The following is an 18,588-nucleotide window of genomic DNA, read 5'->3' on the forward strand; positions in this document are numbered from 1 at the left end:
CTTGACGCCCGGCTAGTTACGGGTTCTACTGTCCCCAGTGTAGTCAACTAGCCGGGCGGCAAGTAAGTGGCCGGTGTACAGGGGATCAGGGAGTTGGGGATCATGGCGGACCTGAAGAAGGCGGCAGACGGGAAGGCGGGCGGAAGAGCAGCCGGCAAGGCTGCCGACGAGCCGGCCGCCGCGCCCGGGCCGCGGCAGCGCAGCGTCCGGGTGGTGATGCTCGCCCTGATGATCACGATGCTGCTGGCCATGCTCGACAACCTGATCGTCGGCACCGCCATGCCGACCATCGTCGGCGACCTCGGCGGCCTGGAGCATCTGTCCTGGGTCGTCACCGCGTACACCCTGGCCACCGCCGCCTCCACCCCCATCTGGGGCAAGCTCGGCGACATGTACGGACGCAAGGCCATCTTCCTCACGTCCATCGTGCTCTTCCTGATCGGCTCCGTACTGAGTGGCATGGCCCAGGACATGGGCCAGCTGATCGGCTTCCGGGCGATCCAGGGACTCGGCGCGGGCGGCCTGATGGTCGGCGTCATGGCGATCATCGGTGACTTGGTGCCGCCCCGTGAGCGCGGCAAGTACCAGGGCCTGATGGCCGGTGTCATGGCGATCGCCATGATCGGCGGACCGCTGGTCGGCGGCACCATCACCGACCACCTCGGCTGGCGCTGGAGCTTCTACATCAACCTGCCGCTGGGGGCGGTCGCCCTCGCCATGGTCACCGCCGTGCTGCACCTGCCGAACAAGGAGCGCACCAAGGCGAAGGTCGACTACCTCGGTGCCGGGCTGCTGACTCTCGGCATCACCGCGATCGTGCTGGTCACCACCTGGGGCGGTTCGGAGTACGCCTGGGACTCCGCCGTGATCATGGAGCTCGCCGCGATCGGTGTCGTCTCCCTCGTCGGCTTCCTCTTCGTCGAGACGAAGGCTGCAGAACCGATCATTCCGCTCCACATCTTCCGCAACCGCAACTTCACGCTGATGTCCCTCGTCGGCTTCATGTCCGGCTTCGTGATGTTCGGCGCGGTGCTCTTCCTGCCGCTGTTCCAGCAGTCCGTCCAGGGCGCGTCCGCGACCAACTCCGGGCTCCTGCTGCTGCCGATGCTGCTGTCGATGATGATCGTCTCGCTGATCGCCGGACGGGTCACCACCAGCACCGGAAAGTACAAGATCTTCCCCATCATCGGCTCCGTCCTGATGGTGGCCGGTCTGTTTCTGCTCTCGCAGATGGACACCGACACCACCCGCTTCACCTCCGGCGTCTACATGGCGGTGCTCGGCGCGGGCATGGGCTTCCTGATGCAGATCACGATGCTCGTCGCGCAGAACAGTGTCGAGCTGAAGGACATGGGCGTCGCCTCCTCCGCGACCACCCTCTTCCGTACGCTCGGCAGCTCCTTCGGTGTCGCGATCATGGGGGCGCTGTTCACCGGACGGGTGCAGGACGAGATGGCGGCCCGCGGCGGCGGAGCGGCCACCGCGAGGTCCGCGCAGCTGGACGCGGCGAGCCTGGCGAAGCTGCCGGACCCGGTGCGTGAGGCGTACCAGTTCGCAGTCTCGTCCGGGACGCACATCGCCTTCATGGTCGGCGCTTCGGTCGGCGTGATCGCGCTGTTGGCGGCGGTGTTCGTCAAGGAGGTGCCGCTGCGCGGAGCCGGCCCGGAGGCCAAGGCGGAGGCCGACGGGGAGGCCCCCGTGGACGCCGTTGCCGACGCCAAGCAGGGCCAGACCGTCTGATCCGGCCGACCCGGCAACAACGGCAAGGCCCCTGGGGCGCGCGGACCGCGCACTCCAGGGGCCTTGTCCGTCTTCTGGCTCAGCTCGGCTCAGGCGCTCAGCCCACCTCAGCCGCCGAACTGTGTGCCGTCCGGCGCCGCGTTCGCCCCCGGACCGTCCGTGCCGCCCGGTTCGGCCTTGGCTGCCCTGCGCTGTTCGGCGAGCTGAAGGACGGGGAAGCTGCCCGTGTTCGTCGGGGCGTGCTCCGGCAGCCACAGCACGGCGATCGCCCCGCCGGCCCCCTCCGCCGCGCCCTGCGGCGCCGCGTTCCGGAAGGTCAGCCGGGCGCCGAGGACCCGGGCCTGACCGGCGGCGATGGTCAGGCCCAGACCGTGCCCGTGCCCGGAGCGGTCGCTGCTTCCGGTACGGAACCTGCTCGGGCCCTCACGCAGCAGCGCCTCCGGGAAACCGGGCCCGTGATCGCGGACGCGCACCACCCGACCCTCGACCGTGACCTCCACCGGAGTGGAACCGTGCTTGGCCGCGTTGCCCAGCAGATTGCCGAGAATGCGCTCCAGCCTGCGCGGATCGGTGTTGACCCACGACTCGTGCACCACCTGGACCCGCACGTCCGGGTCCAGCAGAGCGACCCGTCGGCTGACGAACTCGCCGAGCGCGATCTCCTGCAGCTCGGCCCGCTCCGACGCACTGTCCAGCCTGGCCACCTCCAGCACGTCCTCGACGAGTGTGCGCATCGCCTGTGCCCGGTCCCGTACGAGCTCGGTGGGGCGGCCCGGCGGGAGCAGCTCGGCCGCCGTCAGCAGCCCGGTCACGGGGGTGCGCAGCTCGTGCGCGATGTCCGCGGTGACCCGGCGCTCCGCCTCGATCCGTTCGTTCAGCGCGTCCGTGAGGGCGTCCACCGCACGGGCCAGGTCGTCGGTCTCGTCCCGGATGACGCCGCCGATGGCGTCCCTGACCCGCACCTCCGTATTGCCCTGCGCGACCTTCCCGGCCGCGGCTGCCGCCTTGCGCAGCCGGCGCGACAGCTGACCGCCGATCAGCACACCGAGCGCGCAGCCCCCGAAGACCACCGAGACGGAGCCGATGATCAGCGCGCGGTCGAGATCGCCCATGATCGTGGCGCTGCGGTTGGCGAAGCGGGTGTGCAGCGACAGCACGTCACCGTTGGCCAGCGGCACGGCCGCCCACACATCGGGCACCCCGTTCGCGTACTCGTCGACATGCGTGGCGCGCCGGTTCCTACGGGTCTCCGCGCGCAGGCTCTGCGGCATCGTCGGGTCGTTGAGCTTGGCGCCGAACTTGGGGTCGGCCTTCTTCGTCTTCGTCGCCTCGTACAGCAGCTGCGCGTACGTCAGCCGCTCCAGCTGGACCTCACGGGCGTTCTCCAGCATCGAGACGCGGGCGGCGTTGTGGACGACGAGGCTCAGCGCGACCGCGATCAACGCGCCGACCGCCGCGATCGCGATGCTGATCTTCCAGCGGACGCCTGTCCGCAGAGCCGGCCGCGTCATGCCTTGAGCTTGTAGCCGAAGCCGCGGACCGTCTCGATCCTGTCCTGCCCGATCTTGGTGCGAAGCCGCTGCACATGGACGTCCACGACCCGGGTGTCGCCGCCCCAGCCGTAGTCCCAGACCCGTTCGAGCAGCTTGTCGCGGGAGAGGACCGTGCCGGGCGCGGACGAGAACTCCAGCAGCAGCCGCATCTCGGTCGGGGTGAGCGCCACCTGCTCGCCGCCCTTGCGCACCTCCATGCCCTCGGTGTCGACCTCCAGATCACCGAAGACCAGCACCCCGCCGACGGGCTGCGACTCCGTCTCCGTACCGCCCGGCTGTCCGCCCGACGCATGACCGAAGCGGCGCAGCACGGCGCGGATCCTGGCGACCAGCACGGCGCCGTCGAAGGGCTTGGTGACGTAGTCGTCGGCGCCGGCCTCCAGGCCGAGCACCACGTCGATCGAGTCGGCGCGGGCCGACAGCATGATCACCGGGACCGTCGACTCGTCCCGGATGCGCCGGCACAGACTGACCCCGTCCAGACCCGGCACCATCACGTCGAGCAGGGCGATGTCCGGCCGGTCGGCCCGGAACGCCTCCAGGCCGGAGAGGCCGTCGGGCATCGCGGTGACCACGAATCCGTCCCGCTCCAGCGCCAGCTGGGTGGCCTCGCGAATGACATCGTCGTCCTCGACGAACAGGACGTGGGTCTCGGCCATCGACTGCTCTCAGCTCTCGCTTCTCGGGTTGGCGGCTCTTCGCCGGCTGGTCCGCGCCGGTCTCGGTCGTTCGGCGGTCTCAGTTCGTCGTCGGCTCGGCGGGCTCCGGGAACTCCGCTTCCCCGTTGCCGACAGCTCTGTTGAAGTCGTTGTGCACCCGGTCGTGCTCGTTGAACCGGTTGCCGGCCCACCGGTACGTGACCACTTCGTCGCCGGACGGGTATGCGACCGCGTCCTTCTTCTCGTACACCTGCGTCGTCACCACCAGGTCACCCCGATCGATGGTGCCGTAGACCGCGGGCTGCTCGGTGGTGAAGACGTTCTGGTACGTGCCGTTGCTCCGCGCGCGGTACACATAGGTGCCGACCCCTACCGAGTCGCCGCAGGTCATCACATTCACCACGACGTCCGCCGACGCGCCGCCGGTCAGTGTGCCGTACGAGGCGTCGACCGGGTACTCGTCCCCCGTGCAGGGCTTCAGGTCCGTCCTGACCCGCTCGCTCACCTTGGGGTCCTGCTTGACCAGCTGGACGGCATCGACCCTCTGGACGGACTTCCCCGTGGGCGGTGTGGTGGCCGACGGTGTGACCTGGGCGACCGGCTGCGTGCCGGCCGGTCCCTCGTCGCGGGTGCCCGTGCCACCGGTGGAGCAGCTGACCGTGAGCAGCCCGAAGGCGGCGAGCCCGGCCATTGCCGTGCTGCCCGCCGCCCACCCGGTGAGACCGCCTCCGCCTCTGCCGGTCGCCCTGCTTCTGCCTGTCAGGCCGCGCACCGCTCCCGCCCCCGTTCCTCATGCCGCCGGTCCGCCTGCCCGCGAAGCTGCGCCGGTACCCGTGCACGCCCCGGAGCACCGGCGGCCGGAGCCCGGTTGCCCGCCGTGCTGCCCTGGGCCTCACGGATCGTGGCTTCCCTGCTCATCGCCTCGCGGCTCTCCAGCTCCTGGCGCAGTCGCGCCAGCGCCCGGTGCAGCGTGCTCTTCACCGTACCGGCCGACATTCCGAGCGCCGCGGCCGTCTCCTCCGTGCTCATCTGCTCCCAGTGTCGCAGCACCACAACGCTGCGCTGCTTGGGAGCCAGCACGCTCAGGACGTCCATCAGCAGAGCACGGTCGGCACGCTGCTCGGTGCCGTCCTCGACGCTGGCGTCGGGCAGCTGCTCGGTGGGGACCTCCTCCAGCTTGCGGGCCCGCCACCACTCCGTACGCGTGTTGATCATGACGCGACGCAGGTAGGCGTCGGCGAGGGACTTGTCGGCGATGCCGTCCCAGCGGCCGTACGTACGGGCCAGGGCGGTCTGCAGCAGGTCCTGCGCGTCCACCGGGTCGGGGACCAGGCGGCGCGCACTGCGCAGCAGGGCCTCCTGCCGGGTGCGTACGTACTCTTCGAATTCGAGCACCTCGCCATGCGCCATTCCAACCGCCTCCGTCCCCGTAGATCCCCGTCTGACCTCTGCCAGCCACTGGTCGCGTGAGCTGACGGTCGGAGACGTTACGGAGCGGTTGTCACGGCGCTGTGCGGAGCAGCCATACGCAGACGCACGGCTGTCCATCGGTTGTGTAACAGCGGGCTGGGAGCCCTCTTGCCTCCTAGCCCTGCGGCAGCTGGTACTGGCCGCCCGGAAGTGGTTCGACCAGGCCGTCGGCCACCAGGCCGTCCAGCGCCCGGGCCCGTTGTGCCGGCTCCTCCCATACGGCGTCGAGCGCCGACTGCGGAACCGGGGCCACCGCCTCGCGCAGCACGGCGAGCAGCCGGCCGCGCACCTGCCGGTCCGTACCGGCATAGGTCTGACCGCGACGCGGGGGCCCCTGATGCTCCGGCTTCCCGGCCAGCCGCCAGGCGCACTGGGTGGCGATCGGGCATCGCGTGCAGTCCTCGTTCTTGGCGGTGCAGACCAGCGCTCCGAGCTCCATCGTCGCGGCCGCCCAGCGGGCCGCCCGTTCGTCCTCGTCGGGCAGGAGCGCGCGGGCGAGCTTCCGCTCGGCGGCGGTGGTCGCATTCGGCGGGTACTGAATGCCGGTCGCGGCCCGGGCGAACACCCGGCGGACGTTCGTGTCGAGTACGGCATGCCGCTGTCCGTACGCGAACGAGGCCACGGCCGCCGCCGTGTACTCACCGATCCCGGGCAGCGCGAGCAGCTGACTGTGCTCACTCGGTACGTCGCCGCCGTGTCGTTCAGTTATTGCCTGCGCGGCTCCGTGCAGGCGCAGCGCTCGCCGCGGGTAGCCGAGCCGGCCCCAGGCGCGGACCGCTTCACCGGGCGGCTCGGCGGCCAGATCGGCGGGGCGCGGCCAGCGGGCCAGCCACTGTTCGTACACCGGGAGGACCCGGCTGACGGGGGTCTGCTGCAGCATGAACTCGCTCACCATCACACCCCAGGCGCCCGCTTCGGGGCGGCGCCAGGGCAGATCGCGGGCGTGCTGGTCGAACCACCCGATGACGGGCGCGTGGAGGGATGTGGGGGGCGTCTGTGTCGCAGTCATGGCAGTCATCGCAAGCCGATCCTGGCACGGAAGGGCAGACAACGGTCATGGCAACGGGGGTGTCGCCCGTCATGGGGGCCCATGGAGTGATAATGCCACCCGTCTGTCCCCACAGTGGGCCTCAGCCGGCGTCTTCATCCGGGCTCGGTGCGGGCTCGGCCGTCCGCTCCAGGGCCCGGTATCCGGACCGCGAGGGGCACCCGGCCGTTCCTTGCCGTCGGGGTGAGCGACCGCGCGGGGCGGGACAGCGGGACGATCACCGGCGCCGCGACCGATCCCCCCGCGAGCAGGGCCACCGCCACGTCGTGCGGGAGGCGGACCCCGGCAAAAACCCGCGGGAACGCCATCAGCAGCGCCGACGGCACCGTGCACCAGGCCGGGCGCGGCCGGGCGAACGCGAGAGCGACGGCGGTCGGGCCGGCTGTAGCTGTGTGGTTGCCGGGAACCGACCGGTGGCCCGTCGGCGGGCACGGCACCGGTGAGGCCGCCATGGCAACGACCGACCGGTATGGACGCTCCTCGTCCAGGATCGACTTGAGAAGCTCACCGGCGACGTGGGCGACGGCTGTCGGGAGTGGCGCGAGCGGAGACAGGGACAGGGCTCCCGCATCCGCGCCGGGCGCACGTGCCGTGTGCGAAATCGGTGATGTCGCTGTGCAGGAAGGAGAAGGGAGTTGAACTCCTCATGTGACAGACCGTAGGCAACGAGGCGGGGTTGTCACGGTGGGCGATCGTCAGGGGGCACGCCTGACGAAAGTCGGGGTCGGAACAGGCCACTGCATGATGATGATCCGCAAAACTTGGGGATCAGAGCGGCGGGTGGGGCGGGAGTTGGCGCGGATCTCTCGTACAGTTTGGGCCGTGGGATCTCTGCGCAATCCGATCGGGCCGCTTCCCTCCAGCATCTATTGGCGACGGAGGGCCGTAGCGGCGATGCTGATTGTGCTGCTCGCGCTCCTGATCGCATGGGCCGTCACTTCCGGTGGCGGCAAGGGCAACATGGACGACTCCCGGCCCAACGGGTCCGGCCCCGCACACTCGATCACTCCGGGACCCGCCAGTTCCGGCCCGGCCATAAGTCAACAACCGGGCGGGCGCGACGATTCGGACGACTCCGGTGGGGGCGGCGACAGCGGCAGCGGCACGGACGCGGGTTCCGACGGCGCCGCCGACGGTGGTTCCGGCACCGATGCCGGATCCGGATCGGGTTCCGGCAGTGCGTCCGGTGGCGGAAGCGAGGGTCAGCAGGTTCCGGCCGGCTCCTCGATCCCCGACTGCACGTCCTCCGCACTGCAGTTGACCCTGCGCACCAAGCTCAACTACAGCCCCGGCGAGAACCCGAAGTTCGAACTGGTCGCCAAGAACACCTCGTCCACCGCCTGCAAAGCCGACTTCGGGCCGAAGAGTGCGGTGGTGACGATCACCGAAGCCGGTGGCGACGATGACGAGGTGTGGTCCTCCAAGGACTGCCCGCGCAATGCGGGCAGTGTGCTGCTGGAGGTTCCGGCGGGCGCGACCGTCGTCCACACCGTGGAGTGGGACCGGAAGAAGAGCGTCCCGCAGTGCGCGACGCCGCCCGCGGGGGCTGCGGGGGCCGGTACGTATCTCGTCGAGGCGAAGGCTCCCGGCGAGCCGGTGCAGCGCGCCTCGTTCGTCCTTGCGAAGGACTGAGCGGGGCCCGCGCGAGCGGTTCCGGACCGGTGCGCGACCACTGTCGGGTTCACGGGCGCTGCCGCGATCGCGATCGCGGTCCGAAACGTACTTCGGGGCCCGGTCCACCGACCGGGCCCCGAGACATGTACTGCTCCGCGCGAGCTGCCTACCGCTACACGTACCGCTCAAGAATCGACGACTCGGCCAGTCGCGACAGCCCCTCGCGCACGCTCCGCGCCCGCGCCTCGCCGACTCCGTCCACCGTCTGAAGGTCGTCGACGCTCGCCGCGAGCAGCTTCTGCAGTCCGCCGAAGTACTCCACCAGCCGGTCGATGATCGCCCCGGGGAGCCGCGGCACCTTCGCCAGCAACCGGAAACCGCGGGGCGAGACCGCCGAGTCGAGGGTCTCGGGTGAGCCGCTGTACCCCAGGGCCCGTGCCACCACCGGGAGTTCGAGCAACTCGGTGTGGGAGAGCCCGTCCAGCTCGGTCAGCGCCTCCGCGACCGTACGCGACCGCTTGGCGGTCGGCTCCGGCACGTAGTCACGCACGACCAGCTCTCGCTCCGGCTCGACTCCCGCGATCAACTCGTCGAGCTGGAGGGAGAGAAGCCGGCCGTCGGTGCCCAGTTCCACCACATATTCGGCGATTTCGGTCGCGATCCGGCGGACCATCTCCAGACGTTGTGCGACAGCCGTCACGTCCCGCACCGTCACCAGGTCCTCGATCTCCAGCGCGGAGAGCGTGCCCGCGACCTCATCGAGGCGGAGCTTGTATCGCTCCAGGGTGGCGAGGGCCTGGTTGGCACGGGAGAGGATCGCGGCGGACTCCTCCAGGACCCGGCGCTCCCCGTCCACGTACAGCGCGATCAGACGCATCGACTGCGAGACCGAGACGACCGGGAAGTTGCACTGCCTGGAGACCCGGTCCGCCGTGCGGTGGCGGGTTCCGGTCTCCTCGGTGGGGATGGAGGCGTCCGGGACCAGCTGCACGCCGGCCCGCAGGATCTTCGTCATGTCCTTGTCGAGGATCAGTGCCCCGTCGAGCTTGGCCAGCTCGCGCAGCCGCGTCGCGGTGAACTCCACGTCCAGCACGAAGCCGCCGGTGCACATCGACTCGACGGTCTTGTCCATGCCGAGCACGATCAGCCCGCCGGTGTTGCCACGGAGGATGCGCTCCAGGCCGTCGCGCAGGGCCATTCCGGGCGCGACGGCGCTCAATGAGGCGCGCATCAGCGCCTCGTTACCGGTGCCTTGGCCGGACTTTCCGGGCGATGCTGCCCGGTCGCTGGCTGCCACTGCACTCCTCCGGTCACAGGTTTGCGGTGCCCTTATGTCCCTCATACCGTTCGTACGGACGGGCGAGACCAGGGCAAAGTCTACCGGCGTGCGTCGGCCTCCCGTGGGGCCTCTGTACGAGACCGGCGCGGGAGCACTCTGAGCGCGTCGCCCATGTTGGCGACTTCCGTGACCTTCATACCGGATGGAACCCTCCCCGGGTCGGTCGGGACCAGCGCGTGGGTGAAGCCCAGACGGTGTGCTTCGGCCAGTCTCCGCTGCACCCCCGTGACCCTTCTGACCTCGCCCGCGAGGCCCACCTCGCCGATCGCCACCAGGTTCTTGGGCAGCGGTGTGTCGCTTGCCGCGCTGGCCAGCGCAAGCGCGATCGCAAGGTCCGCGGCGGGTTCGGAAAGCTTCACGCCGCCGACCGTGGCGCTGTAGATGTCCCGCTTGCCGAGTGCGCTGATCCGGCCGCGCTGCTCCAGAACCGCCAGCATCATCGAGACCCGGGACGTCTCCAGACCGGAGGTGGTGCGCCGCGGGGAGGGGATCTGCGAATCGACCGTCAGCGCCTGCACTTCGGCGACGAGCGGGCGCCGCCCCTCCAGCGTGACCGTCAGACAGGTGCCCGGCACGGGCTCGTCGCGCCGGGTGAGGAAGAGACCGGACGGGTCGGCGAGGCCCGTGATGCCCTCGTCGTGCAGTTCGAAACAGCCGACCTCGTCGGTCGCCCCGTACCGGTTCTTCACGCCCCGGACCAGCCGGAGGCGCGCATGCCGGTCGCCCTCGAAGGACAGCACCACATCGACGAGGTGCTCCAGCAGCCGTGGCCCGGCGATGGCGCCGTCCTTGGTGACATGGCCGACCAGCAGCGTGGACATGCCGCGCTCCTTGGAGGCGCGGATGAGCGCACCGGCCACCTCCCGGACCTGCGCCATCCCGCCGGGTGCGCCCTCGATCTCGGGCGAGGCGACGGTCTGCACGGAGTCGAGGACGAGCAGGGACGGCTTGACCGCGTCCAGATGGCCGAGGACCGCGGAGAGGTCGGTCTCGGCGGCGAGGTAGAGGTGGTCGTTGATCGCCCGGATCCGGTCGGCGCGCAGCCGCACCTGGCTCGCGGACTCCTCCGCGGTGACATAGAGGGTGCGGTGCTCGTCGCTGGCGGACTTGGCGGCCACGTCCAGCAGCAGCGTCGACTTGCCGACGCCCGGCTCGCCCGCGACCAGCACCACGGCGCCGGGGACCAGCCCGCCGCCGAGCACCCGGTCCAGCTCGTCGACCCCGGTCGGCCGGGCGGTGGCCTGCCGGCTGTCGACCTGGCCGATGGGGAGTGCGGCCGAGCTGACGCGGCCGGCCGCCGTCGTCCGCACGGCAGGGGCGCCGCCGAACTCCTCGACCGTCCCCCACGCCTGGCATTCGGGGCATCGGCCGAGCCACTTGGCGGTCGTCCAGCCGCACTCGGTGCAGCGGTAGGACGGCCGGTCCTTCGCGGATTTTGTACGGGCAGCCATGGCGCCACCGTATAGGTGAGGACTGACAGCGCCGCCCGGCGCGGGTACGCGGGAGCTCGTGGCGGTGTCTGTGGTGTGTGTGGGCGAAGCGCGGGGGAGTGCGGGGAGAGGGGCGACCGGTCACGAAGTCCGACGGAATTGACGATTCCTGTCCCCTTTCAAGGGATACGTTCACCCGTAAGGGTTAAATGTGCGAAAGGTGAGCCAAGGTCACGCTCTGCCTTGCTTACGGTCGCAAGGTGACGAGCAGCAGGCTGGAGACACCCAGGCACACCACCGGCGCACACCGGGCGCAGCGCCGTGCGCCCCAGGCGTCGCCGAGGCGAACGCCTGCCCGTTGCGACGCGTATCTCGACGGCCTGTTCACCTACTGCCTCTCCGTGCTCTGCGATCACGACGGAGCCATCGAGGCGCTGGGCGCCGTACTCGCCATTGCGGAACGGCAGGACGGGCGGTGCCCCAGGGGGGAGGAGGAACGTAAAACCTGGTTGTACGCGCTGGCCAGGTGGACGTGCCTGCGCAAGCTCGCGGAGCAGAAGAACCACAAGCAGAATCGGGGCCGGCAGGCGCACCGCCACCATGTGGCCGGACAGCCGGGCGGTACGACCGCGGCCGCCCGGGGGGCGCACTCACAAACCTGTCTGCCCCCCGATGCCACCGCCCTCGCCACTGACGCTACGGACGCCTCCGAGACCGCCGCGGCAGCCGAAGCGCACCGCCGCGAACTCGCGCAGCTCGCCTGGCCCGAGGCCGCCGGCACCACGCCCGAACAGCGCGAAGCGCTCGAACTGGCCGTACGCCACCGCCTCACCCCGCGCGCCGTCGCCTCCGTCCTCGGCCTCGACCCCGCGACCGCCCGTGAGCTCCTGGCCGCCGCCGCCTGCGAAGTGGAACGCACCCGGGCAGCCCTCGCCGTCGTCGAGACCGGCAACTGTCCCACCGTCGCCCGGCTCTTCGGCGACCGTCGCGTCCTGTTCTCCGCCGCCCTGCGCAGCGAACTCGTCCGTCACGTCGACGACTGCCCCCGCTGTCGTCACGCCGCCGAGCGGGCGGGCGCCGAAGGTCCCTGGCCGGGCGCGTCGGTCAGCCCGGGTGCCGCACTTCCGGTCGTCGAGGCCCCGCGACCCTCCGCGTACGTGGCGATGGTGCATGCCCAGAGGAATCGGTCCGCCACTCCGCGCTTCGACCGGACGGGCTTCCCGATGGACCCGAAGGACCACGCCGCGCGGCGGGACCGGCTGCGGGCGAGAGTCGTGACGACGACGTTGGTGGCGACGGTCGTCGCCGCCCCCGTGATCGCACTGTGGTCCGCCTACCGGGGCGCGCCGCTGACCGGCGAGGGGCACGACGGCTCCGCGGTCACCGCGACCGAGACGGACGGCCGGAGCGAGTTCGACGACGACCCGTACGACCGCTACCAGAACGCCGGCAATGCCAGCCCCGACCCCGGCTCCCGTTTCAAGGACGGCAGTGGTACGCCGGATGTCTCCGCCGAAGTCATCAGCTCCGGGACGGGGCAGCACGGCCCCGGCCGGTTCGCCGTCACGGCCCGCTCGTCCGGCGGCACCACGCTGATCACACTGACCGCCTCAGGCGGTGCACCCGTGGCCTGGTCGGCACGGACGGATGCGCCCTGGCTCCGCCTCAGCAGGCACTCAGGAACCCTCGCCGCGGGGCAGAGCGTCACGATCCGCGCCTACGTGGACCATGCGCGGGAACCGGCCGGGGCCTGGAGCGCGAGCATCCGTCTCGCCCCGTCGAGCTCGACAGTGCTGGTCCGCGGGCACAGAGCGGCGCCGGCACCGTCCGGCGGCCCGACCGCGCCGTCCCACCCGAGCCATCCGTCCGTCCCACCATCGGCCTCGCCCGCGCCGACGGGTCCGACCCACCCGACACACCCCACACCGTCACCGACGGGCCCGGCGCCGTCCCCGGACCCGTCGAATCCGTCCACCCCCTCCGACCCGTCCCCCGACCCCTCCGATCCGGGGACAAGCCCGAGCGACCCGGCGTCGACGGGCTGAAAGACGGCTTCAGCCCGTCGCCCCGGCCGCGTCAGGAGCCCGCAGGCCCGGACGGCTGCACCGGAGGATCCGCAGGATGCGGGGCCATGGGCAGCAGCGAGGACAGCCGCTCCTCGCACAGCTCGACCAGCCTCTCGTACGCCTCCTTGCCCATGAGCTCGGTGAGCTCGGGCCGGTACGACACATAGACCGGCTCCCCGGCACCGTGCGCCGACGTCGCCGACGTGCACCACCAGTGCAGATCGTGACCGCCCGGACCCCAGCCCCGCCGGTCGTACTCACCGATCGAGACCTGGAGCACACGCGTGTCGTCGGGCCGGTCGATCCAGTCGTACGTACGCCGGATCGGCAGCTGCCAGCACACGTCCGGCTTGGTCTCCAGGGGCTCCTTGCCCTCCCGGAGCGCCAGGATGTGCAGCGAACAGCCGGCTCCCGCCGCGAACCCCGGCCGGTTCTGGAAGATGCAGGACCCCTTCCAGCGGCGCGTCTGGCGCTCCCCGTCGTCGTCGACCTCGACCCAGCCCGTCTCCGTACCGACGTCATGGAACTGCCACAGCTCCGGGGTCAGCCGGGAGACATGGTCCGCCACCCGCTTCTCGTCGTCCTCGTCCGAGAAGTGCGCGCCCAGCGTGCAGCACCCGTCGTCCGCACGGCCCGCCTGGATTCCCTGACAGCCACTGCCGAAGATGCAGGTCCACCTGGAGGTGAGCCAGGTCAGGTCGCAGCGGAAGATCTGTTCGTCGTCCGCGGGGTCGGGGAACTCGACCCAGGCACGTGCGAAGTCGATCCCCTTCTCGTCTTCGGACCGGTCCGGCCCGTTCACTTCCGGCTGCTGCATCTCCTGCTTCGTTTTCTGCTTCTTGGTGACTTTGCCCGGCTTCGCCTTTTTCGTCTTTGGCACGGGCCAAGAGTAAGTCCGCGGGAGCAGTAGCGTGCCAGGTATGAGACTCGGAGTCCTCGACGTGGGGTCGAACACGGTTCATCTGCTGGTGGTGGACGCGCACCCCGGCGCCCGCCCGCTGCCCGCGCATTCGCACAAGGCGGAGCTGCGCCTGGCCGAACTGCTGGACGCGGACGGGGCGATCGGACCCGCCGGCGTGGACCGGCTTGTCATGACGATCACCGATGCGCTGCAGGCCGCCGAGGACAAGGGCTGCGAGGACGTGCTGCCGTTCGCCACGTCCGCGGTACGCGAAGCGAGCAACGCCGACCAGGTGCTGGCCCGGGTACGGGAAGAGACCGGCGTCGACCTCGCTGTCCTCACCGGCGAGGAGGAGGCACGGCTCACCTTCCTCGCCGCCCGCCGCTGGTTCGGCTGGTCGGCCGGGAGGCTGCTGGTCCTGGACATCGGTGGCGGCTCGCTGGAGATCGGTTTCGGCATCGACGAGGAGCCCGACACCGCGGTGTCGCTGCCGCTCGGGGCCGGACGCCTCACCTCCGGCTGGCTGCCGGGCGATCCGCCGGACCCGGCGGAGGTGAAGGCGCTGCGCCGCCATGTGCGGGCCCAGATCGCCCGTACGGTCGGCGAATTCAGCCGCTTCGGCCGTCCTGACCATGTCGTGGCGACCTCCAAGACGTTCAAGCAGCTCGCCAGGATCGCGGGCGCCGCGCGCTCCGCGGATGGCCTGTACGTACAGCGCACCCTGACCCGCAAGGCGCTGGAGGAGTGGGTGCCGAAGCTGGCGGCGATGACCGCCGACCAGCGCGGGCGTCTGCCCGGGGTCTCCGAGGGGCGGGCCGCGCAGCTGCTGGCCGGGGCGCTGGTCGCCGAGGGGGCGATGGACCTCTTCGGGGTGGAGGAGTTGGAGATCTGCCCGTGGGCGCTGCGCGAGGGAGTGATCCTGCGCCGCCTGGACCACCTCCCGACGGCGTCCGCAGCCCTGAACTGACCCACGCCACCCACCCCTCACCCAGCCCCCCTCCCCGCAGACCGGACGACGCGGAGGAGCCGTCCGGAAGCAGTCCGGAAGCCGTCCGGAGCCAACCGGAAACAGGTCGGCGCCGACCGAAACCGTCCGGCGCCGACCGAAAGCCGCCCGCAACCGACCGAAGCGCGGCCGAGGGCCGATCGGAAGCACGTGGAGCCGACCATGGCCCTGCTCACTTTCCGCCTCGGCCCCTCGGTGGCGCGCACAGCCGCCCCGTACCCTGTCTCCGTGGCAGAACCAGTGGTGCGCATCCCGGATGCGAAGGTCGCCCTGTCGACGGCTTCCGTCTATCCGGAGTCGACGGCGACGGCCTTCGAGATCGCCGCGCGTCTGGGCTACGACGGCGTCGAGATCATGGTCTGGACCGACCCTGTCAGCCAGGACATCGAGGCGCTGCGACGGCTCTCGGACTATCACCAGGTGCCGATCCTCGCCGTTCACGCGCCCTGTCTGCTGATCACGCAGCGGGTCTGGTCCACCGATCCATGGGTGAAGCTCCAGCGGGCCCGGGCGGCCGCGGAGAAGCTCGGAGCGTCGACGGTCGTCGTCCATCCGCCGTTCCGCTGGCAGCGGCAGTACGCCCGCGATTTCGTCACCGGTATCTGGCGCATGGCGGACGAGACGGACGTGCGGTTCGCCGTCGAGAACATGTACCCGTGGCGGTACCGGGATCGCGAGATGCTTGCGTACGCCCCCGACTGGGACGTCACCAACGACGACTACCGTCACTTCACCGTCGACCTCTCGCACACCGCGACCGCCCGTACCGACGGCATGGCCATGGTCGAGCGGATGGGTGACCGGCTCGCCCACGTCCACCTCGCCGACGGCAAGGGCTCCAACAAGGACGAGCACCTGGTGCCCGGCCGCGGCGACCAGCCCTGTGCCGAACTGCTGGAACGGCTGGCCCGTACCGGCTTCGACGGCCATGTGGTCATCGAGGTCAATACCCGCCGTGCCATGTCCGCCGCCGAACGTGAGGCCGACCTGGCGGAGGCGCTGGCCTTCACCCGCCTCCACCTGGCGTCCGCGACGGCGCAGGTGCCGCGCCCATGACCACCGACGGGGGCAGTGGCCCGCACGACCCCGCCGAACGCCCCAAACGCCGCGGCCGCCCCGCCCGTACGGCCGGGGCCACCGGCCCCGGCGCCCGCGAACGCATCCTGGAGGCGGCCCGTACCGAGTTCGCCGAGCGCGGCTACGACAAGGCGTCGATCAGGGGAATCGCCAAGAAGGCCGGGGTCGACGCCGCGCTCGTGCACCACTACTTCGGCACGAAGGACGAGGTCTTCGCAGCGGCGATCGAGGTCTCCTTCGAACCCGCGCTGGTGATCCCGGCCATCCTGAGCGGCGGCACGAACGGCCTGGGGGAGCGGCTGGCCCGCTACTTCATCGGCGTGTGGGAGAACCCGGCGTCCAGAGCCCCCTTGCTGGCGATCATGCGGTCCGCGCTGACACATGAGGCGGCGGCCAAGGTGCTGCGCGGCTTTGTGCTGCGACGGCTGCTGGAACGGATCGCGGAATCACTGGACGTACCGGACGCGACGTTCCGCGCGGAGCTGGCCGCCTCGCACATGATCGGGATCGCGATGCTGCGGTACGTGATCAAGGCGGAGCCGCTGGCCTCGGCGGAGCCGGAGAAGATCGTCGCGATGGTCGCACCGACGCTGCAGCGCTATCTGACGCAGGCCTGACCGATCTTCCGGGCATCATCGCCCGGCCCGTCCGGCATTCAGGCACGGGAGCAGGGCGCCCCGCTCGCACAGCGAGCACGCCGTCCCGCATTCCGGACAGAGTGTCCAGATCTTGGAGCCGAGGCGTACCCTCGGAGGGAGTCATATCTGTCGAAGGAGCGAGCGACGATGCCCCAGCTGAGGTCCCGCACTGTCACCCACGGCCGCAACATGGCGGGCGCCCGCGCCCTTATGCGGGCCTCGGGCGTAGCGAGCGAGGACATCGGCAAGCCGATCATTGCGGTCGCCAACTCCTTCACCGAGTTCGTCCCCGGCCACACCCATCTCGCACCGGTGGGCAGGATCGTCTCCGATGCCATCAAGGCCGCGGGCGCGGTGCCGCGCGAGTTCAACACCATCGCCGTCGACGACGGCATCGCGATGGGCCACGCGGGGATGCTCTACTCGCTCCCCTCCCGAGACCTGATCGCCGACTCCGTCGAGTACATGGTCGAGGCGCACTGCGCGGACGCGCTGATCTGCATCTCCAACTGCGACAAGATCACGCCCGGCATGCTGATGGCCGCGATGCGTCTGAACATCCCGACGGTCTTCGTCTCCGGCGGCCCGATGGAGGCCGGCCGGGCCACCCTGGTCGACGGTACGGTCCGCAAGCTCGACCTGATCAACGCGATCAGCGACGCGGTCAACGAGAACGTCTCGGACGAGGACATCCTCCGTATCGAGGAGAACGCCTGTCCCACCTGCGGCAGCTGTTCCGGCATGTTCACCGCCAATTCGATGAACTGCCTGACCGAGGTCCTCGGCCTCTCCCTCCCCGGCAACGGATCCGTCCTGGCCACGCACACCGCCCGCAAGGCGCTGTACGAGGAGGCCGGCCGTACGGTCGTCGAGATCACCAAGCGCTACTACGAGCAGGACGACGCGACGGTCCTGCCGCGCTCCATCGGCACCCGCGCCGCCTTCGACAACGCCATGGCGCTGGACATCGCCATGGGCGGCTCCACCAACACGATCCTGCACCTGCTCGCCGCGGCTCAGGAGGCCGAGCTGGCCTACGACCTCGACGACATCAACGAGGTCTCCCGCCGCGTCCCCTGCCTGTCGAAGGTCGCGCCCAACGTGGCCCCCGGCGGCACGTACTACATGGAGGACGTCCACCGGGCAGGCGGCATCCCCGCCATCCTCGGTGAGCTCCACCGAGGCGGCCTGCTCAACGAGGACGTGCACTCGGTGCACTCCGCCACCCTCGCCGAGTGGCTGAAGAACTGGGACGTCCGTGGCGGCTCTCCGTCCCCCGAGGCCGTCGAACTGTGGCACGCGGCCCCCGGCTGCGTCCGTTCCGCGACCGCTTTCTCGCAGTCCGAGCGCTGGGAGACCCTCGACCTGGACGCGGCGGGCGGCTGCATCCGCGACATGGAGCACGCGTACTCCAAGGACGGCGGCCTCGCGGTCCTCAAGGGGAATCTCGCCGAGGACGGCTGCGTCGTGAAGACGGCGGGCGTCGACGAGTCGATCTGGACCTTCGAGGGCCCGGCGGTCGTCTGCGAGTCGCAGGAAGAGGCCGTCGACAAGATCCTCCGCAAGGAGATCAAGGAGGGCGACGTGGTCGTCATCCGTTACGAGGGTCCGCGCGGCGGCCCCGGCATGCAGGAGATGCTCTACCCCACCTCCTTCCTCAAGGGCCGTGGCCTCGGCAAGAGCTGCGCCCTGGTGACCGACGGCCGCTTCTCCGGCGGTACGTCGGGTCTGTCGATCGGCCACGCCTCGCCGGAGGCGGCATCGGGCGGCACGATCGCGCTCGTCGAGGACGGCGACCGGATCAGGATCGACATCCCGAACCGGTCGATCGACCTCCTCGTCCCTGAGGCCGAGCTGACCGCCCGCCGTGAGGCGCTGAACGGCGTGTACGCGCCGAAGAGCCGCGAGCGCAAGGTCTCGGCGGCGCTGCGGGCGTACGCGGCGATGGCGACGAGCGCTGACCGCGGCGCGGTGCGCGACGTCTCCAAGCTCGGCTGACGCACACACCTCGGCCTCTTTCGGCCCCCGGCGACCCAGTGGTCGCCGG

The 18,588-nt window shown here is 70.6% G+C and carries 16 protein-coding genes; 7 read left to right on the forward strand and 9 right to left on the reverse strand.

What is annotated here, in order from left to right:
• Positions 1-102 precede the first annotated feature (102 nt).
• Positions 103-1,740, forward strand: a complete 1,638-nt coding sequence (locus OHA88_RS26255) for an MDR family MFS transporter (protein ID WP_328627297.1) — start codon at positions 103-105, stop codon at positions 1,738-1,740.
• A gap of 107 nt (positions 1,741-1,847) precedes the next feature.
• Here the strand turns inward: OHA88_RS26255 and cseC are convergent, their stop codons facing one another.
• The 6 genes from cseC to OHA88_RS26285 form a co-directional block, all read right to left on the reverse strand.
• Positions 1,848-3,251 carry a two-component system sensor histidine kinase CseC gene (gene cseC / locus OHA88_RS26260; RefSeq protein ID WP_328627298.1) on the reverse strand — a complete coding sequence of 468 codons (1,404 nt, stop codon included), beginning with the start codon at positions 3,249-3,251 and terminating at the stop codon, positions 1,848-1,850.
• The gene (gene cseB / locus OHA88_RS26265) at positions 3,248-3,952 is read right to left on the reverse strand and encodes a two-component system response regulator CseB (RefSeq protein WP_267004530.1); all 705 of its coding nucleotides are present in this window, start codon (positions 3,950-3,952) and stop codon (positions 3,248-3,250) included. The genes cseC and cseB overlap by 4 nt, the downstream gene beginning before the upstream one ends.
• A gap of 79 nt (positions 3,953-4,031) precedes the next feature.
• On the reverse strand, positions 4,032-4,724 hold the full coding sequence (locus OHA88_RS26270; protein WP_443044293.1) for a hypothetical protein: 693 nt from the start codon (positions 4,722-4,724) through the stop codon (positions 4,032-4,034).
• On the reverse strand, positions 4,712-5,362 hold the full coding sequence (locus OHA88_RS26275; protein ID WP_267004532.1) for a SigE family RNA polymerase sigma factor: 651 nt from the start codon (positions 5,360-5,362) through the stop codon (positions 4,712-4,714). Before OHA88_RS26275 ends, OHA88_RS26270 begins: the two co-directional genes overlap by 13 nt.
• Before the next feature lie 175 nt (positions 5,363-5,537).
• Positions 5,538-6,440, reverse strand: coding sequence for an A/G-specific adenine glycosylase (locus OHA88_RS26280; RefSeq protein WP_328627300.1), 903 nt, complete (start codon positions 6,438-6,440; stop codon positions 5,538-5,540).
• Positions 6,441-6,565: 125 nt separating this feature from the next.
• The gene (locus tag OHA88_RS26285; protein WP_328629797.1) at positions 6,566-7,072 is read right to left on the reverse strand and encodes a phosphatase PAP2 family protein; all 507 of its coding nucleotides are present in this window, start codon (positions 7,070-7,072) and stop codon (positions 6,566-6,568) included.
• A 220-nt stretch (positions 7,073-7,292) separates the two neighbouring features.
• Here OHA88_RS26285 and OHA88_RS26290 point away from each other — a divergent pair, with 220 nt between their 5' ends.
• Entirely contained in the window at positions 7,293-8,102 is an 810-nt protein-coding gene (locus OHA88_RS26290) for a hypothetical protein (RefSeq protein ID WP_328627301.1), read from the forward strand.
• Positions 8,103-8,256: 154 nt separating this feature from the next.
• On the opposite strand, the gene disA is transcribed toward OHA88_RS26290, so the two are convergent.
• Together disA and radA are read right to left on the reverse strand one after the other, a co-directional pair.
• Entirely contained in the window at positions 8,257-9,381 is a 1,125-nt protein-coding gene (gene disA, locus OHA88_RS26295; RefSeq protein WP_030972387.1) for a DNA integrity scanning diadenylate cyclase DisA, read from the reverse strand.
• 80 nt (positions 9,382-9,461) lie between these two features.
• Positions 9,462-10,874, reverse strand: coding sequence for a DNA repair protein RadA (gene radA / locus OHA88_RS26300; RefSeq protein ID WP_267004537.1), 1,413 nt, complete (start codon positions 10,872-10,874; stop codon positions 9,462-9,464).
• A 239-nt stretch (positions 10,875-11,113) separates the two neighbouring features.
• On the opposite strand from radA, the gene OHA88_RS26305 reads away from it, so the two are divergent.
• The gene (locus OHA88_RS26305) at positions 11,114-12,898 is read left to right on the forward strand and encodes a BACON domain-containing protein (protein ID WP_328627302.1); all 1,785 of its coding nucleotides are present in this window, start codon (positions 11,114-11,116) and stop codon (positions 12,896-12,898) included.
• Between the two features lie 31 nt (positions 12,899-12,929).
• Here OHA88_RS26305 and OHA88_RS26310 read toward each other — a convergent pair whose 3' ends face one another.
• Positions 12,930-13,799, reverse strand: a complete 870-nt coding sequence (locus tag OHA88_RS26310) for a hypothetical protein (protein WP_267004539.1) — start codon at positions 13,797-13,799, stop codon at positions 12,930-12,932.
• Between the two features lie 40 nt (positions 13,800-13,839).
• Here OHA88_RS26310 and OHA88_RS26315 point away from each other — a divergent pair, with 40 nt between their 5' ends.
• The 4 genes from OHA88_RS26315 (at position 13,840) to ilvD (ending at position 18,539) form a co-directional block, all read left to right on the forward strand.
• Positions 13,840-14,787: a Ppx/GppA phosphatase family protein gene (locus OHA88_RS26315; RefSeq protein ID WP_326604436.1), complete on the forward strand. Its 948-nt coding sequence runs from the start codon at positions 13,840-13,842 to the stop codon at positions 14,785-14,787.
• A 267-nt stretch (positions 14,788-15,054) separates the two neighbouring features.
• Positions 15,055-15,882 carry a sugar phosphate isomerase/epimerase family protein gene (locus OHA88_RS26320; RefSeq protein WP_328627303.1) on the forward strand — a complete coding sequence of 276 codons (828 nt, stop codon included), beginning with the start codon at positions 15,055-15,057 and terminating at the stop codon, positions 15,880-15,882.
• Positions 15,879-16,520 carry a TetR/AcrR family transcriptional regulator gene (locus tag OHA88_RS26325; RefSeq protein ID WP_328627304.1) on the forward strand — a complete coding sequence of 214 codons (642 nt, stop codon included), beginning with the start codon at positions 15,879-15,881 and terminating at the stop codon, positions 16,518-16,520. Before OHA88_RS26320 ends, OHA88_RS26325 begins: the two co-directional genes overlap by 4 nt.
• 168 nt (positions 16,521-16,688) lie before the next feature.
• Positions 16,689-18,539, forward strand: a complete 1,851-nt coding sequence (ilvD, locus tag OHA88_RS26330; protein ID WP_326629362.1) for a dihydroxy-acid dehydratase — start codon at positions 16,689-16,691, stop codon at positions 18,537-18,539.
• The last annotated feature ends 49 nt before the right edge of the window (positions 18,540-18,588 follow it).

The organism is Streptomyces sp. NBC_00353 (genome assembly GCF_036108815.1).
Lineage (GTDB): Bacteria > Actinomycetota > Actinomycetes > Streptomycetales > Streptomycetaceae > Streptomyces.

Coding starts and splice junctions, on each gene's coding strand:
- OHA88_RS26275 (WP_267004532.1), bottom strand. CDS start 5,362: ATGGCGCATGGCGAGGTGCTCGAATTCGAAGAGTACGTACGCACCCGG.
- cseB (WP_267004530.1), bottom strand. CDS start 3,952: ATGGCCGAGACCCACGTCCTGTTCGTCGAGGACGACGATGTCATTCGC.
- ilvD (WP_326629362.1), top strand. CDS start 16,689: ATGCCCCAGCTGAGGTCCCGCACTGTCACCCACGGCCGCAACATGGCG.
- OHA88_RS26325 (WP_328627304.1), top strand. CDS start 15,879: ATGACCACCGACGGGGGCAGTGGCCCGCACGACCCCGCCGAACGCCCC.
- OHA88_RS26315 (WP_326604436.1), top strand. CDS start 13,840: ATGAGACTCGGAGTCCTCGACGTGGGGTCGAACACGGTTCATCTGCTG.
- cseC (WP_328627298.1), bottom strand. CDS start 3,251: ATGACGCGGCCGGCTCTGCGGACAGGCGTCCGCTGGAAGATCAGCATC.
- radA (WP_267004537.1), bottom strand. CDS start 10,874: ATGGCTGCCCGTACAAAATCCGCGAAGGACCGGCCGTCCTACCGCTGC.
- OHA88_RS26280 (WP_328627300.1), bottom strand. CDS start 6,440: ATGACTGCCATGACTGCGACACAGACGCCCCCCACATCCCTCCACGCG.
- OHA88_RS26255 (WP_328627297.1), top strand. CDS start 103: ATGGCGGACCTGAAGAAGGCGGCAGACGGGAAGGCGGGCGGAAGAGCA.